Genomic DNA, 15,860 nt, shown 5'->3' with positions numbered 1-15,860 from the left:
AAAATGACAAGGAAGCAATTATGAGACGGTATCTAATTGGATTTACATTATTAGTTTCAACCTTAGCGCTAGGAGGCTGTGGTGTTTATACAGCATCTTGTGGCGCTAGCTGTGCAAGACCTGTAGCAACATACACAACAACTACTTGCTGCGCCACTTGTAATCCTTGCTATGGTTATGGCTACGGATGGTACTAATTAGCCATTGTGATTAAAACAATAAAACATCCATTCACCAAATGGATGTTTTATATTTTTATTGTAAGAACGTCGCAGGGCGCTTTTTGCACCACAGCGTGGGCTGTACTTCCTAAAAACTGTGGAAGTTGATTGGGTTCATGACTACCAATAATAACTAGATCACAAGATAATTGGATGATCATGTTTAAAACATGCATTTTTATTGATCCGACTTCAACGTATTGTCTCTCAGTCGGAATAGTTAATGCCTCTCCTAAAACGTTCATCACAGCCCGAGCATCCTCTTTCCTAGGCTTGTCAAATTCAGCAAAACCTAAACTTTGAGCAATTTGCAATGACGCAGGAGGTTCAATCACATGAAGTAAATAGAGCTTCGCATTAAAAAGGTTGGCAAACTCGACTGCTTTTTCACATAAGTGAAAATGACTTTCACTTAGATCGGTTGGATGCAATATCGATTTATACACAACTCCCTCGCCTAAAGTATTGAATTTAGGTCAAGTTTAATCGATTTATATTGATCGGGCCAGTAGCAAAGAAGCTCAAGCAAAGGAATTAGCACAAAATCACGACGATGAAGCTCTGGGTGGGGGAGCGTCAAGCGAGATGTATTTAAGGTTTGATCGCCATAAAGCAAAATATCAATATCCAGGGTTCTAGGAGCCCAACGACGTTTTCGGATGCGCTTATGCTTTAGCTCAATGGATTGGCAGTAATTCAGCAGTTTTAATGGAGGGATTTTTGTGTGTAATTCAATGACTTGATTACGATAGGCAGGCTGAAAAGCCGAACCTAATGGTTCGGTAATGTATATTCTAGACTGATTAATTATGAAAGTTCTTGGCAATTGACGTAAAGCCTTAATGGCAAGGCGCAATTGCCTTTCTGGGTGTTTTAAATTACTGCCCAAAGCTAAAAAACAAGTTGTCATAAAGAGGGCTTCGGCTTTCGTCGACGACGTTTGCGCGGAAGGCTCGGCGTTAATTCAGCTACCATTTGATTTTGAACACTAGGATTTTCCTCTTGGAATTTAGTCCACCAGTCGGCAAGCTCCATCGATTCATCCCCAGCGAGCGCTCGTAATGCTAGAAAATCGTAGGCTGCGCGGAAACGCGGATGCTGCATAATATTAAAGGCCCGTCTTCCTGTTCGTTTGGATAAACGATATTGTAAGATCCATATTTCTCGCATCACTTGCGTAAACCGTTTTGGTATGGAGACAATCCGATTTTGTTCGGCGATGACTTGTGACATCGCTTGTTCTAATGCAGGCAAGGGATCTATGCCCTCTTCTCGTAGACGCTCTGCTCTTTCTAATAAAGGAAACCAAAGAATAACAGCAAATAAAAACGCCGGTGTCACCGGTTTGTTTTGTTTAATGCGGTTATCGGTATTTTCTAAGGCGATCCCAATCAAAGCATGTGTAGGATATTTTTTATCAAGCAGGGTAGAGGTTTGATGAAAAAGCTGCTCAAAAAAACCATATTGCAACATGAGTCGATGAACGGATTCAGCGTTACCACATTGATACAGTTTTGTCATCTCATCAAACAGTCGTGAGCTTGAAACATGAGTAATTAAATGACTTAATTCAGATAGTGGGGCTGCCGTATGTTCAGCCAGGTCAAAATTTAATTTAGCGCTAAAGCGAATGGCCCTTAACATTCTTACAGGATCTTCTTTGTAACGAACCACGGGCTCGCCAATAATTCGAATCAAGCGCTTATCAATGTCTTCAAAACCACCAGTGTAATCAATGATGGTTGAATCTAATACATTATAGTAAAGCGAGTTTATTGTAAAATCGCGTCGCCAGGCGTCTTCTTCTAAGGTGCCATAGACATTATCACGAATAAGCATGCCACGATCGTTTAATAATTGCTGTGCGTCAGAAGCTTCATGGCCTCTAAAGGTTGCTACTTCTATGATTTCACGATGAAAAAGAATATGGACCAATTTAAAACGACGGCCAATGATTCGGGCATTTTTAAATAAGTTGCGGATTTCATTAGGCGTTGCGTTGGTTGCGACATCAAAATCCTTAGGCGCTTTGCGCAATAAAAGGTCGCGTACACTGCCACCGACGAGATAGGCTTCAAAGCCAGCACTGTTTAAGCGGTTGACGACCTTAAGCGCATTATCACTAATATCTGGCTTAGAAATTTGATGTTTGCTACGGGGAATGGTGTGAATAGTGTCGATTGGTTCGAGATTAACACCCCGCTTATTCCGTAGTAACTTTTTGATTAAATTAATTATTGTGGCCACCTGTAAAATAAATCATGTATGCTAACAACGTATTATAACCAAGCAATTTACGAAAAGGAATCATACGAGTCTAGACAATCCGCTTTAGCTTGTTACAATCTAATAGACTTCTTCACAAACTCGCTGATTCGGGCACCAGTGTTCAGTCCAAGTTTTCCGAATCAGCGAGTTTGTGAAGAAGTCTATTCATTTCAGGGAGATTATTTCATAGTGGAACTTTTAGATATTTTTCTAAGCTTAAGCGCACTCATTATTCTTGAAATTATTCTTGGGATTGACAATCTTGTTTTTTTATCCATCCTGACTGAGAAGCTTCCACAAGCTCAGCGTAAAAAAGCAAGACGTTGGGGACTAACGTTTGCCTGGGTAACCCGTTTAATTTTATTAGCTTCTGCTGTTTGGATCGTGAAGCTTAAAACACCTTTTGTGACTTGGGGTGAGTTTAGCTATTCCTTTCGCGATGTTTTTTTATTGCTTGGTGGGGGATTTTTGATTGCTAAAGCCACACAAGAAATTCATTTTGAAGTTTCTAATGGAGAAAAAGAAATTCGTGAATTTCAACCTAAAGACATCACGCTTCGCGCGGTAGTCATTCAAGTCGCGATAATGGATATTATTTTTTCATTAGATAGTGTGCTCACCGCAATTGGTTTAACGGATCGTTTTTGGGTTATGGCGTTGGCTATTACTTGTGCTATTTTGGTGATGATTTTTGCCAGTGAGCCGGTCAGTCACTTTATAGAGCGGTTCCCAACCGTTAAAATGTTAGCCTTAAGCTTTTTAATTCTAATTGGGATGGTATTGGTGGCCGATAGTTTTGCATTCCATGTTCCACGGGGTTATGTGTACTTCGCTATGGGATTTTCGCTTGGTGTCGAGGCATTGAATCTTATCAGATACTCGCGAAGGAAAAACAAAAAGGATAGCACATAATGTTGTATCTCAAAGCATTTCATATCATAGCGATGGTTGCATGGTTCGCTGGTTTATTTTATTTGCCGCGACTGTTTGTGTACCACTGCCAAACCCATGACGACGTAGGGTTGGAACGATTTAAGATAATGGAAAAAAGACTTTATTACGGGATTATGTGGCCCGCGGGTCTTCTCACAACAGCATTGGGTATTTCATTGCTCTTGTACAATCCTAGTTATTACTTACGCGCGGGCTGGATGCATACCAAATTATTGTTGGTTATTTTGTTATGGGGTTATCATTTAACGTGTGGACTGTATCGTAAACATTTCTTGACGCGATCTTGTCCACATTCTAGCCGTTACTTTCGACTGTTTAACGAAATTCCAACCTTTTTTTTAATACTAATTGTACTTTTGGTGGTTGTTAAACCTTTCTAGTTATTCAATCTCAACCATTTCGAAATCTTCTTTACCGGCCCCACAGTCTGGGCAAAACCAATTTTCTGGCACCTCTTCCCAGCGCGTACCGGGCGCTATGCCGTCTTCAGGCCAGCCTTCTTCCTCATCGTAAATAAAACCGCAAATGACGCAAATGAATTTTTTATAAGGTTCCATAGTTCTTTTCTAATTGTAAAAAGTGCCTAATTTATAGGCTATGGAGAATAATGTAAAGAAATCTCTGCTGGAGATTTGCAAGCGTAGTGAGTAAAATACATACATTTTAAATCCAGGGTGAATGATGAGCCAATCACATGATCTGTTTCTTGCAGCGAAAGCGCTTATTCCAGGGGGCGTTAACTCGCCCGTTCGGGCCTTTAAAGGGGTAGGGGGTGAGCCCTTGTTTTTTAAGCAAGGAACAGGGGCTTATTTGGTGGATGTGGATAATAATCGCTACATTGATTATGTAGGATCTTGGGGGCCACTTATTTTAGGTCATTGTCACCCTAGGGTAATTGAAGCAGTTTCTGCGGTACTTAACAATGGCATGAGTTTTGGAGCTCCGACCGAATTAGAAATTCAGTTAGCCCAAAAAATTACGGGATTAATGCCAGCGATTGAAAAAATTCGCATGGTAAACTCTGGAACCGAGGCTACCATGACGGCTATTCGACTGGCGAGAGGATATACAGGGAAGCGAAAAGTAATTAAGTTTAATGGCTGTTATCATGGTCATAGTGATGGATTGTTGGTCAAAGCTGGTTCTGGCGTTTTAACCCTAGGAATTCCTGCGACGCCAGGGATACCTGATAGCATCACCGAGCATACGTTAACCGCCGATTTTAACCATCTCGATCAAGTTTCACACTTATTTGAACAGTTTAAGGATGATATTGCCGCTGTGATCGTAGAGCCTATCGCTGGCAATATGGGCTTTGTCAGGCCAAAGCCTGACTTTTTGTCAGGACTAAGAGCGCTGTGTAATGATTATAATGCTGTTTTAATTTTTGATGAAGTAATGACTGGGTTTCGAGTTGGCATCAATGGTGCCCAGGGGCACTATGGTATTGTTCCTGAACTCACGACGCTTGGAAAAGTGATTGGTGGCGGAATGCCAGTTGGTGCCATTGGTGGTAAGGCAGAGATAATGGATTATCTGGCTCCAGAAGGTCCGGTCTATCAAGCGGGCACTTTGTCTGGAAATCCATTAGCCATGGCAGCAGGCTTGGCTACTCTAAGCGAGTTAGAGCGCCCTGGATTTTATGAACAGTTAAATGAACTATCGGCCGCTTTAATCAGTGCCTTAGATTCCGTTGCTAAAGCCTATGATATCCCATTTTGCGGCGCAGCAATTGGGGGGATGTTTGGCTTTTGCTTTACAGATCAAGCCAATGTCTTTGATTTTAATGATGTTGCTGCATCCAATGAGTCACTCTTTAGGCATTTTTTTCATGGCATGTTGAAAGAGGGCGTGTACTTTGCACCATCGATGTTTGAAGCAGGGTTTGTATCAAGCGCTCATGGTTTGGATGAAATTCAATACACCAAGCATGCCGCCGATGTAGTGCTAAGAAAATGGACAAGTTGCTGAGTAATTAGATTTGAGCAAACGATTTATTCCCATTATCCCTGCTAACATTAGCTGGCAAGAGGGGGTTCCCATTGCCACGGGCTTTGATGATATATACTTTTCTCTTGATAATGGCTTAGCTGAGTCTACCCATGTCTTTATTGAGGGTAATCATCTCATTGAGCGCTGGCAAGCCATGCATCATGATCGTTCATGTTCCCACTTTGTAATTGGGGAAACAGGGTTTGGTAGCGGTTTAAATTTTTTGTTGAGCTGGTTCTTATGGCTTCAACATGCGCCTGAGCATGTGTGTTTGCATTTTATCTCCTGTGAACAGCATCCATTATTAAAAGACGATTTAAAGAGATGTTTGGCTTTATGGCCTGAGCTAGGTGAACAAGCTGAAGAACTCATTAGCCAATATCCTAGCTTGACTCCGGGATTTCATCATCTTCAATTTGCACATGGGCGTGTAAAGTTGACGCTCATGTTTGGTGAGGCTCTGGAGTGTTGGGAGCAGTTATTAAAAACAGGCGATGTTCGCTTAGAATCTCAATTGCAGTCAAAAGCAGTAGATGCTTGGTTTCTAGATGGATTTTCTCCGGCTAAAAACCCCACCATGTGGACCCCTGAACTGTTAACCATACTTGGATTGTTGTCCGACCGCTCTACCACACTGGCTACGTTTTCTGTGGCCAGTGTAGTGAAGCAGAGTTTAAAGGCTGCAGGATTTAATTGTTTGAAAAAACCAGGGTTTGGCCGTAAACGCGAAATGCTGACAGCGCAGTTTCAAAATGATACGGTTTCTATTAAAAGAAGGAATACTCCCTGGGCTTTTTCAGTCATAGACAAGCCATGTTCACGTCAGGCGATCATATTAGGTGGCGGTCTTGCAGGATGTTTCATGGCGCGTAATTTAGCTAATCGCGGATGGAATGTTACTGTGCTGGATGAAGAAGCAGGGCCTGGACGAGGTGCTTCTGCAAACGAGCAAGCCGTGCTCTTTCCTAATTTCTCAGCCTTTAGTGCGCCGATGACGGATTTTATGTTATTGGCTTTTCAATATGCTGTGAGGATGTATCGCTCTATTCTTAAGCAACAGTCATTTGGAGAATTAAAGGGGATACTACAGCTTGCTGATTCTAAGAAAACCAAAGATTATTTTGCTAGCCTGAACGAGTGGATGGATGCATATCCTGAGCTAGGCGCTATATTAAGCTCTGATGAAGCGACAAAAATAGCTGGTGTTCCTATTGCTTCAACCGCTCTCTACATCCCGCAGGCCGGTTGGATAAATTCGAGAAAATTATGCGAGCATCTTCTAGATCATGGGCGTATTAATTGGGATGGAGATTGCCATGTTGGTCAAATTACTAGGAATGGTAAGGCTTGGTGTGTGAACAAGTTTCAGGCAGAAGCTCTTATTGTAGCGACGGGTTATAAAGCGAACCATTTTAAAGAAACTCAATATCTCCCTTTAAAACCAATTCGAGGGCAGATGTCGTTGATTCCTCCGACTAAAACCAGTGCTTTATTGAAAATTCCTGTATGTGGTAACGGGCATGTACTACCAGTTTATGAAGGCCATCATCACCTTGGAGCAACCTATGATTTAGGCGTCAATCACGCTGAATGTTCCCCAATGGATGATAAAATAAATTTAAACGTATTAAACCATTTGCCAGTCCAAGGAGAATGGAATGATCAAATCATTGCAAACTGGGCAGGTGTACGAGCTAGTACCCCAGATTACTTGCCTGTAGCTGGATCAGTAATACAATCATCAATGTTCGAAACGCTTTATTCTGGTTTAGCAACTAATGCTAAGCGCTGGATTCCAAAACCAGCACCAGTCTATCCTGGGTTATACGTTTTAGCGGGGTTTGGATCGCGTGGCTTAACAACGATTCCTTTATGCACAGAATGGTTGGCGGGGGTAATTAACCATGAACCTTCAATTCTCCCAAGGAGATTAATAGAGGCTATTTCCCCGTCACGATTTTTGAAGAAAAAAATAGAAAGGAACTTTGTTATTTCAGAGTAAAATGATAATCTTCCGCAATTACAGGGAATAAGGAAGTATCTGTGCATAATATTGACTTATATCAAATCGATGCGTTTACGGATAAAGTTTTTCATGGTAACCCTGCTGCCGTATGCCTCTTAACGGAGTGGCTTAATGATGAGCTGTTACAAGCTATTGCAGCTGAAAATAACTTATCTGAAACGGCATTTATTCTCGAAGAACCAGACGGGTATCAAATTCGATGGTTTACTCCTAAGGGTGAAATTAACTTGTGCGGCCATGCCACACTTGCAGCGGGTTTTTTACTCTTTGAGTTAGATCTATGCAAAAGCAATTCTATCAAATTTTCAAGCTTAAGCGGCCCGCTTTATGTTCGAAAAAAAGAACAACTCCTGGTGATGGATTTCCCCCGTTTATCCTTTGATCCATTAAAGGATACCTCCTGTTTAGAAGGTGTTGTGGATGTTTCTCTAAACAAGGCCTTTATTAGTGAATTGGATTACATGATTGTTCTGCCAAGTGAGAAAGACGTTGCCAAGGCAAACATTGATTTCCAGGGCTTAGCAGATCTTCCTAAACGTGGTCTGATTCTTACATCAAAAGCCAGTGATTCTGACTTTTACTCGCGTTGTTTTTATCCCAAGCACAATATTTTAGAAGATCCCGTAACCGGATCTGCGCATTGCGTTATTGCGCCTTACTGGTCGGAGCAATTGAATAAAAAGGTACTAAGAGGAATTCAAGGTGGGCTACGAAAAGGAGAGTTATTTTGTGAGGTGCTCTCAGATCGAGTAAATATTGCTGGGTATTGCCGCTGGTACTTTAAAGGTAGTTTATTGCTTTGATGGACTGTGGTTGATCTAGAAAAATCAACGTGTTACAAATGCAAAGGAGTGAATTTAAATGCTTCATTCAATGGGAAAAAAGTTAAGAGTATTAGTAAAAGAAACCCCACCAGTACAATTGCTTGGTGCAGTTAATGCTTACTCTGCGATGCTCGTTGAAAAAGCCGGTGGACAAGCGCTTTATTTATCTGGTGCTGGTGTCGCCAATGCGTCCTATGGTTTGCCTGATCTTGGAATGACTGGCTTAGCCGAAGTCTTAGAAGATGTTCGTCGTATCACCTCGGCCAGCAACTTACCGCTACTGGTTGATGTCGATACAGGGTGGGGACATGTGTTCAATATTGCTAGAACGATCAAACAAATGGAGCGAGCTGGTGCTGCTGCTGTTCATATTGAAGATCAGATCGTGGCTAAACGTTGCGGTCATCGCCCAAATAAAGAAATTGTTTCTATGCAGGAAATGGGGGATAGGATTAAAGCTGCAGTAGATGCTCGTACTGATCCTGATTTTGTCATTATGGCAAGAACCGATGCTTTTGCTAAAGAAGGCCTCTCTGGTGCTGTCGAGCGAGCTGAATATTATATCGAGCTTGGAGCGGATATGATATTTCCTGAGGCATTGACTAAACTGGATGAATATCGAGATTTTTCATCACATATTAATGTGCCGATTTTGGCGAATATTACTGAGTTTGGGAAAACGCCATTATTTACAAAAGAAGAATTAAGTACCGCAGGAGTTAAGTTAATCTTATATCCTTTAAGCGCGTTTCGGGCGATGTCGCAAGCAGCCTTGAATGTTTATTGTTCTATCATTGAGCAAGGGACCCAAAAAGGTCGGCTCAATGAGATGCAAACACGAGAAGAATTGTACCAAGTCCTTAAATACCAGGATTACGAAAGAAAATTGGATCAGTTTATGGGAGAACAGGATGGCGAATAAATCAGGTGGATTAGCGGGTGTTACTGCAGGTCAATCTGCAATTGCTACCGTAGGGAATGAAGGTGTTGGTTTAAACTACCGTGGATACTCCATAGAGGACTTATCTGAACAGGCTTCATTTGAAGAGGTTGCCTATCTCTTAATTCACGGCAAATTGCCTACGCAGCAGGAGTTAAAAGACTATATCAATAAATTGATTCGTTTGCGCTATTTGCCTCAAGACTTGAAAACGGTACTGAGGTTAATCCCAAAGGATACCCATCCCATGGATGTACTTCGAACCGGATGCTCATTTTTAGGAACACTTGAACCTGAACTTGATTTCGAAGAGCAGTATGATATTGCTGATCGCTTGCTGGCTATTTTTCCGGGTATGCTTTGCTATTGGTATTTATATCAGTTTGAAGGCAAGCAAATCACGGGTGAAAGCGATGAGACCAGTTTGGGAGGTCATTTTTTGGCTTTATTGCATGGTAATGCTCCTGATAAAGCTCAACGGGATATGATGAACGTCTCGCTTATTCTTTATGCAGAACATGAGTTTAACGCATCAACGTTTGCAGCCAGAGTTACCGCGGCAACCTTGTCGGATTTTTATTCGGCCATCACTTCGGCGATAGGTACATTACGGGGACCACTGCATGGTGGTGCTAATGAAGCCGCTATGGAGTTAATTGAACAATTTACTGATGCGGATGAGGCTGAAGAAAAATTAATGGAAATGCTTGAAAATAAAGAAAAAATAATGGGTTTTGGACATCGAGTCTATAAAGAGTGCGATCCTCGTTCGGATATAATCAAGCAGTGGTCAAAAAAATTATCTAAAGAACAAAATGACATGACCCTCTACAAAATTTCAGAGCGCATTGAAGAGGTAATGCGTCGTGAGAAGGGTTTATTTCCTAATTTAGATTTTTACAGCGCTTCTGCATACCACTATTGTGATATCCCAACCTCACTGTTTACGCCAATTTTCGTGATGTCAAGAATTACTGGTTGGTCTGCACACGTATTTGAGCAACGCGAGAATAATAAATTAATCAGGCCGACGGCTGAGTATGTTGGTCCAGAAGAACGTTCATACGTACCCATTGAAGAGAGAGATTAAGCATGAGTTCATACGCTGAAGAAAATATCAAGCCAGACTATGATAAAGCTATTAAAGATATAGCAGATTATGTTGATGAACATGATATTTCAAGCTCAGAAGCTTATGACACGGCACGATATTGTTTAATGGATACGCTAGGTTGTGGGATCCTTGCGCTAAATTTTTCTGCCTGTACAAAACTCCTAGGACCTGTTGTTCCTGGTGCTGTATTACCTGGTGGGGCTAGGGTTCCAGGAACTAATTTTGAATTAGATCCAGTCCAAGGGGCATTTAATATTGGAACGATGATTCGCTGGTTAGATTACAATGATACTTGGCTTGCCGCTGAATGGGGGCATCCTTCCGATAATCTCGGGGGGATCTTAGCCGTTGCGGATTATGTAAGCCGAACAGAAGGACAGGATTTGTTGATACAAGACCTCTTGACGGCCATGATTAAAGCCCATGAAATTCAAGGGTGCATGGCTTTGGAAAATAGTTTTAATAAAGAAGGTTTAGATCACGTTGTGTTAGTAAAATTAGCAACAGCGGCGGTGGTCTCCAAATTGCTGGGCGGCGATAAAGACATGATACAACGCACCATATCGCAAGTGTTTGTGGATGGTCAAAGCTTGAGAACTTATCGTCATGCACCAAATGCTGGCTCAAGAAAATCATGGGCCGCAGGAGATGCAACAGCCAGAGCGGTACGCTTAGCGTTAATTTCTAAAACTGGCGAGATGGGGTACCCTAGCGCATTGACTGCGCCAACGTGGGGATTTTACGATGCGCTTTTTTCAGGAAAGAAATTTAAGTTTCAACGGCCCTATGGCAGTTATGTCATGGAAAATATTCTCTTCAAGCTTTCTTATCCCGCTGAATTCCATGCGCAAACCGCCGTAGAGTGTGCAGTAGAATTACATCCTGTAGTTAAAGATCGTATTGATGATATTCAACGAATTGAGCTTATCACCCACGAGTCAGCGATACGTATCATTAGTAAAAAAGGAAAACTTCATAATCCCGCTGACCGCGACCATTGCTTGCAATATATGGTTGCTGTTGCTTTGTTGAAAGGCGATTTAACAGCGGAAGATTATGAAGATGAGGCGGCCTCAGATCCGCGTATTGATAAACTTCGTGAAAAAATGGAAGTTCAAGAAAATAAGCAATTTTCGAAAGATTATCACGACCCTGAGAAGCGCTCTATTGCAAATAGCATCAAAATTAGTTTCAAAGATGGAACAGAAAGCGATTTAGTGACCATAGAATATCCTATTGGACACCGTCGTCGACGCGAAGAAGGTATACCAGTTCTTAAGAAGAAATTTAAGCGAAATTTAAATAGCTACTTTACTCAAGAAAAAACAGAGCAAATTTTCGAACTCATGATTGATTTTGACAAGTTAGTTAACACGTCCATTGATGATTTTATGAAGCTTTGGGCTGAAAAAGATAATAAGTTTTAACAGTTATATCCAATCAACATTCAAAATGTGACCTTTATTGAATCGGCTAAAATATCGCATTTTGAAGTTGATTGGGTATATTTACGTTGACGCGGCTTCTATTCTAACAAAAAAAATTGGCTTTTTTCTATATTTAATACGCAACGTCCTCTGTACATGATAAAAAACCTGTCATGCCCGCGCAGGCGGGCAACCATCCATCAAAATAATCCGATGCCCAAATCAAGCCACTGGGGGTTGTTTTGCTCGATAAGGTTTATTTTCCATTGTCGGTTCCACTTCTTGATGCGTTTTTCTCTGGTTATTGCTTCGTAGACATCAGAATGAATTTCACAATAAACCAAATGTGGAATCGTTGGTTCTGTCGAAAATAGAGTGCTTGATTTATAATGCATTGAATGGATTCATTGACTATATCCTTTTTGTACAATGCGGAGTTTGTGATTTACATTTTCCGTTTGATTCCCGCTGTAGCTATGATTTTGGTCGAAATTTCTTCAATAGAGTAACGCGTTGAATTTAAATATGGGATTTTTTCAAGCTTATACATTTCTTCCACTTCAAAGATTTCGACACGACACTGTTCCATAGAAGCGTATTGGCTATCGGGACGACGCTCGGATCGAATTTGATGAAGCCGAATGGGATCTATGGTTAAACCAAACAACTTTGCTTTATAGGGCTTCAAAGCGCTTGGCAATTTAAGTTCGCGCAATTCCTCATCAGTGAAAGGATAATTGGCTGCAAGAATGCCAAATTGCAAAGCCATATATAAACAACTGGGGGTTTTTCCGCATCTAGATACTCCAATCAAAATGATATCGGCTTTATCGTATTCTTTGATTTTAACGCCATCGTCGTGCGCCAAGGCATAGTTCACAGCTTCGATTCGGTGATCATACGACTGTGGATTAGAAACGCCGTGAGTGCGGCCAACGGTATAGGATGACTTTATATTAAGCTCAAGCTCTAAAGGAGACAAGAAAGTATTGAACAGGTCTAAGATACAGGCATTGGCCTTCTTTAAGGTTGTGCTCACTCCAGGGTTTACGGACGTTAAAAAAACAATGGGTTTTATCCCTGTTTCTTCAAAATCCTGATCGAGCTTATGTCGGATCTTTTCCGCTTTTTCAACGCAATCAATATAAGGTATAGTTTGCTTTTCAAATGTGACGGTTTCGAATTGAGTTAATAGGCTATTACCTAAGGATTCAGCCGTAATACCTGTGCCATCTGAAACCATATAAACCTGACGTTTCATAATAGATTAAAGAACCTCTCTCATCTTATTCGATTAGTGCGCGTATGCAAGCGCTTATGATTTATATTTTGCTTATTCTTGAAAAAATAAATCCAACTCTACCCTGGTGTAGAGCTTCTTCAGGGCCATAGCTCAGAAAAAAGAAACGGTAAATTTTATTATATACCCAAAATACTTCTAAATACGACTTTCATGCCATTGAATATTGGCAATTCTTGCATGATCTGCTATGTTGAATTTATGACCTTAAGATTTTGAAAATTGCAGAATATTTCCTATGGATAGAGAACGTTATAACGAAAATAAAGCCCTATTTACAATGGGAATAATATTTTTACTATTGGCTATGATTCTAATAGGATTTAGCATCTATGTGCTGCCGCATTTGATTTTTGGGTGGGTTTATGATGTTCCTGGCTCATTATTTATCTGGCGTGAACATTTAGAGCGTTCATATAATATTGGTGAATATTTTGCTGCGGTCATCGTATTTTTAGCATTTTTCATCCCAGGTTTGCTAGCAGCATTGTTAGCTTGCTTGGTTTCAAATCGTATTGATAGGCAATACTACAGTGAAGCAAGAGATCAAAGCGAGCTTGATAAAAGAATGGTCTTACGTAGGGATCTTCGCCGAACAAGAAGCATTTTAGCTAAAATTGTAATAATTCTTATTTTGGTTATTATCGCCGTAGAGATAATTGAGTGGTTATTGTACATTCCTCCTATTCCTCCACGATAACAACAGGAGCAACGATGTGGTTTTTTACACGTTTTAAAGTAAAACGATTAATAAAAAAAGCGAAGTCGATGCAACAAAGTCGAGTTCACAGCCAACCTAGTGACGAAATTTTGAAAAAGGAAGTTGGCATTTATTATACGCTAGCTGCAATTTTTAATGGGAAGCAAGGCAATAAGAAGTGGCCTTTTGCTCGTGAAATGGCATTGGAGTGCTATCGTGCAGCTGCAGTTATTGAAGATGCTGAGGCGCAATACATTTTAGGGAAGCAATTACTAGAAGAGGCAAAATTTCGGGAAAGTCTTCAAAAAGATGGTGTTTTTGCAAGTCCTAGTAATGAACGTCGAAAAAAAACATTATATGAAGAAGCACTAGCTTATATTAATGCCTCTGAGAACTTAGGGCATATCCGTGCTAAACGAATGCATGGCTTATGCTATATCAACGGTTGGGGTGTTGAACAGGATAAAAAACATGGTTTTGAGCTGGTTGTAGACAGCATTGATCAAGAAAATAGTTGGGATAGAGTTCCGCAAATATTTGCTGCAATGGGATTAAACAAACCGGAGTTTTTCTCTCAGCTTACTCAAATGCGGAATAAACAATAAATTAAGGTTTCTATTGCTAGATCCTATCAATTAGCTTTAAGTGTTAATGGATATATATTAAGAATTTTTTAAAATGCTAGATTTTTTCTATCGCTTTTCCCCCCAGAGCTGCTTTTAAAGATTCCCAATAGAGCTCGCTATTACTCTTTAAAAGCAGTTTAGCCAAAAAAATCGAATCGACCAAAAAATAGCATTTTGAAAGATTATGGTTATATTACGTGAATTGCCAAAGTCAGTAGAGTCTAAAGTCAAGGCAGCGCTTCAGGATATCTCGATGGTCGAGACGCGAAAAGATACTTATTAAGTGCTTTTGATAATGCATTTGAACGATTTGGTGCAAAGTATTTCGGCGCAATCGAGTCTACTTGAAGCTAGTAAATTGGCTCTACAATGTAAAATATTGTTTATAGAGCTGAATATAAGTGTCATCAGCTTCTATTTCTTTTATAGCTTGATTAACCTTTGCAATGAGTTCTTTATTTTCTAAAGATGCCATGACTCCATAACCATTTCCTACAGGAAATTCATTATCTAAAAGCTTATAAGTATCGTCGTAATTAAGCGCCCAATACTCTGCGGCAAGCTCATCCATTAATATAGCATCGACTTCACGCTTTCCCAATGCCTCTAATAAATCGGCCGTAATAGCATATTCAACAATGGTAATATTGTTTTTAAATAACTTGTAGGCTAATTCTTTAAAGGGCGTTCCTAAGCGAACACCAATTTTTTTATTTACCAAATCATTTATATTTTTTGCAGAAGAGCGATTTAGCGTTAAAAAACGGGCAGAACTTTGTAAGTATGGGGTGCTAAAAAGAAACTTGTTTTGTCGCTCAGGTGTGATAATGATGGCTGAAATAGCAAGATCAATTTTCTTCGTGTTAATTTGAGTAAATAAATCATTAAAGCGGACTGATTTAAACTCACACTTGTTTTGTGTGCGCTTGCAGATTTCCATCATCAGATCCGTATCAAAACCATAAAATCGATTTGGTGCTTCAGCTAAGATTTCAAAAGGAGGGTTTAAAGGAGAGCTACCAATCACTAAGGTTTTTGCAAAGGATACAAAAGATAATAGCATTGCTATAGCTAGAAATAGAGTTTTCATTATTTTTTCCATTTGCAATTTTTTAGGGGGAAGATACGGCGATCTTTTTTTATCATATCTTCAGTTTTATTCCGACTTACAGCAATAGATAAAGATCTTTCTGGTAAGAATAGCTTAAAACATAAAATTAAAAAAGTACTGTAGTTCGACTAGAGAGCCAATACAAAATGAGCCTAAAAAAGGGTGAAAAAGAAGAACAAAGGGCTAAACCAGATGAGTCGTCCAATCTGTCTTTGAATATATGAAGTTGATGACGGGATATCCCTGGTCGCAACTGAAACGGCTTATCGCGCATTATAGGGAACAGAAGTGGATAGGCCAGAGTCGATTGCCCATCACACGTTTGCCAAGCGTTATACGCATATATGGTGAGTCGGC

17 protein-coding genes are annotated in these 15,860 nt (G+C 40.4%); 11 read left to right on the top strand and 6 right to left on the bottom strand.

What is annotated here, in order from left to right; all coding sequences use genetic code 11:
- Nucleotides 1–20 precede the first annotated feature (20 nt).
- The gene (locus E1O47_RS12195; RefSeq protein WP_165474999.1) at nucleotides 21–197 is read left to right on the top strand and encodes a hypothetical protein; all 177 of its coding nucleotides are present in this window, start codon (nucleotides 21–23) and stop codon (nucleotides 195–197) included.
- A gap of 50 nt (nucleotides 198–247) precedes the next feature.
- Here E1O47_RS12195 and E1O47_RS00170 read toward each other — a convergent pair whose 3' ends face one another.
- From E1O47_RS00170 to pcnB, 3 genes are read right to left on the bottom strand one after another with little or no spacing between them, the layout of a single operon-like run.
- Nucleotides 248–667, bottom strand: coding sequence for a universal stress protein (locus E1O47_RS00170; protein ID WP_133129252.1), 420 nt, complete (start codon nucleotides 665–667; stop codon nucleotides 248–250).
- 11 nt (nucleotides 668–678) lie between these two features.
- Entirely contained in the window at nucleotides 679–1,131 is a 453-nt protein-coding gene (gene folK / locus E1O47_RS00165; RefSeq protein WP_133129251.1) for a 2-amino-4-hydroxy-6-hydroxymethyldihydropteridine diphosphokinase, read from the bottom strand.
- Entirely contained in the window at nucleotides 1,128–2,402 is a 1,275-nt protein-coding gene (gene pcnB, locus E1O47_RS00160; protein WP_133129360.1) for a polynucleotide adenylyltransferase PcnB, read from the bottom strand. The genes folK and pcnB overlap by 4 nt, the downstream gene beginning before the upstream one ends.
- Before the next feature lie 276 nt (nucleotides 2,403–2,678).
- Here pcnB and E1O47_RS00155 point away from each other — a divergent pair, with 276 nt between their 5' ends.
- Nucleotides 2,679–3,401, top strand: a complete 723-nt coding sequence (locus tag E1O47_RS00155; RefSeq protein ID WP_133129250.1) for a TerC family protein — start codon at nucleotides 2,679–2,681, stop codon at nucleotides 3,399–3,401.
- Nucleotides 3,401–3,823 carry a protoporphyrinogen oxidase HemJ gene (gene hemJ, locus E1O47_RS00150; RefSeq protein ID WP_133129249.1) on the top strand — a complete coding sequence of 141 codons (423 nt, stop codon included), beginning with the start codon at nucleotides 3,401–3,403 and terminating at the stop codon, nucleotides 3,821–3,823. Before E1O47_RS00155 ends, hemJ begins: the two co-directional genes overlap by 1 nt.
- On the opposite strand, the gene E1O47_RS00145 is transcribed toward hemJ, so the two are convergent.
- Nucleotides 3,824–4,000, bottom strand: a complete 177-nt coding sequence (locus E1O47_RS00145; RefSeq protein WP_133129248.1) for a rubredoxin — start codon at nucleotides 3,998–4,000, stop codon at nucleotides 3,824–3,826.
- A 124-nt stretch (nucleotides 4,001–4,124) separates the two neighbouring features.
- Here E1O47_RS00145 and hemL point away from each other — a divergent pair, with 124 nt between their 5' ends.
- Genes hemL through E1O47_RS00115 form a run of 6 tightly spaced genes read left to right on the top strand, consistent with a single transcriptional unit; the run spans nucleotide 4,125 to nucleotide 11,766 of the window.
- Nucleotides 4,125–5,414 carry a glutamate-1-semialdehyde 2,1-aminomutase gene (gene hemL / locus E1O47_RS00140; protein WP_133129247.1) on the top strand — a complete coding sequence of 430 codons (1,290 nt, stop codon included), beginning with the start codon at nucleotides 4,125–4,127 and terminating at the stop codon, nucleotides 5,412–5,414.
- Nucleotides 5,415–5,424: 10 nt separating this feature from the next.
- Entirely contained in the window at nucleotides 5,425–7,437 is a 2,013-nt protein-coding gene (gene mnmC / locus E1O47_RS00135; RefSeq protein WP_133129246.1) for a bifunctional tRNA (5-methylaminomethyl-2-thiouridine)(34)-methyltransferase MnmC2/FAD-dependent 5-carboxymethylaminomethyl-2-thiouridine(34) oxidoreductase MnmC1, read from the top strand.
- 41 nt (nucleotides 7,438–7,478) lie between these two features.
- Nucleotides 7,479–8,264, top strand: a complete 786-nt coding sequence (locus tag E1O47_RS00130) for a PhzF family phenazine biosynthesis protein (protein ID WP_133129245.1) — start codon at nucleotides 7,479–7,481, stop codon at nucleotides 8,262–8,264.
- Nucleotides 8,265–8,322: 58 nt separating this feature from the next.
- Complete coding sequence (prpB, locus tag E1O47_RS00125; RefSeq protein WP_133129244.1) at nucleotides 8,323–9,207, top strand: methylisocitrate lyase; 885 nt, start codon at nucleotides 8,323–8,325, stop codon at nucleotides 9,205–9,207.
- A complete protein-coding gene (gene prpC, locus E1O47_RS00120) occupies nucleotides 9,197–10,315 on the top strand; it encodes a bifunctional 2-methylcitrate synthase/citrate synthase (protein ID WP_133129243.1) in 1,119 nt (372 codons plus the stop codon). Before prpB ends, prpC begins: the two co-directional genes overlap by 11 nt.
- Nucleotides 10,316–10,317: 2 nt before the next feature.
- On the top strand, nucleotides 10,318–11,766 hold the full coding sequence (locus E1O47_RS00115; RefSeq protein ID WP_133129242.1) for a bifunctional 2-methylcitrate dehydratase/aconitate hydratase: 1,449 nt from the start codon (nucleotides 10,318–10,320) through the stop codon (nucleotides 11,764–11,766).
- A 445-nt stretch (nucleotides 11,767–12,211) separates the two neighbouring features.
- On the opposite strand, the gene ppsR is transcribed toward E1O47_RS00115, so the two are convergent.
- Nucleotides 12,212–13,027 (bottom strand): posphoenolpyruvate synthetase regulatory kinase/phosphorylase PpsR, encoded by an 816-nt coding sequence (gene ppsR / locus E1O47_RS00105; RefSeq protein WP_133129241.1) that lies wholly within the window; start codon nucleotides 13,025–13,027, stop codon nucleotides 12,212–12,214.
- A gap of 277 nt (nucleotides 13,028–13,304) precedes the next feature.
- On the opposite strand from ppsR, the gene E1O47_RS00100 reads away from it, so the two are divergent.
- Both E1O47_RS00100 and E1O47_RS00095 read left to right on the top strand, forming a co-directional pair.
- Nucleotides 13,305–13,766, top strand: coding sequence for a hypothetical protein (locus E1O47_RS00100; protein WP_133129240.1), 462 nt, complete (start codon nucleotides 13,305–13,307; stop codon nucleotides 13,764–13,766).
- A 14-nt stretch (nucleotides 13,767–13,780) separates the two neighbouring features.
- Nucleotides 13,781–14,371: an SEL1-like repeat protein gene (locus E1O47_RS00095; RefSeq protein ID WP_133129239.1), complete on the top strand. Its 591-nt coding sequence runs from the start codon at nucleotides 13,781–13,783 to the stop codon at nucleotides 14,369–14,371.
- A gap of 385 nt (nucleotides 14,372–14,756) precedes the next feature.
- Here the strand turns inward: E1O47_RS00095 and E1O47_RS00090 are convergent, their stop codons facing one another.
- On the bottom strand, nucleotides 14,757–15,482 hold the full coding sequence (locus tag E1O47_RS00090) for a transporter substrate-binding domain-containing protein (RefSeq protein WP_165474997.1): 726 nt from the start codon (nucleotides 15,480–15,482) through the stop codon (nucleotides 14,757–14,759).
- Nucleotides 15,483–15,860: the final 378 nt, after the last annotated feature.

Source organism: Legionella yabuuchiae (assembly GCF_900640115.1).
GTDB classification, from domain to species: Bacteria; Pseudomonadota; Gammaproteobacteria; order Legionellales; family Legionellaceae; genus Legionella_A; species Legionella_A yabuuchiae.
The sequence above is the reverse complement of the archived record's forward strand: the minus strand, read 5'-3'. Positions and strand labels throughout refer to the sequence as shown.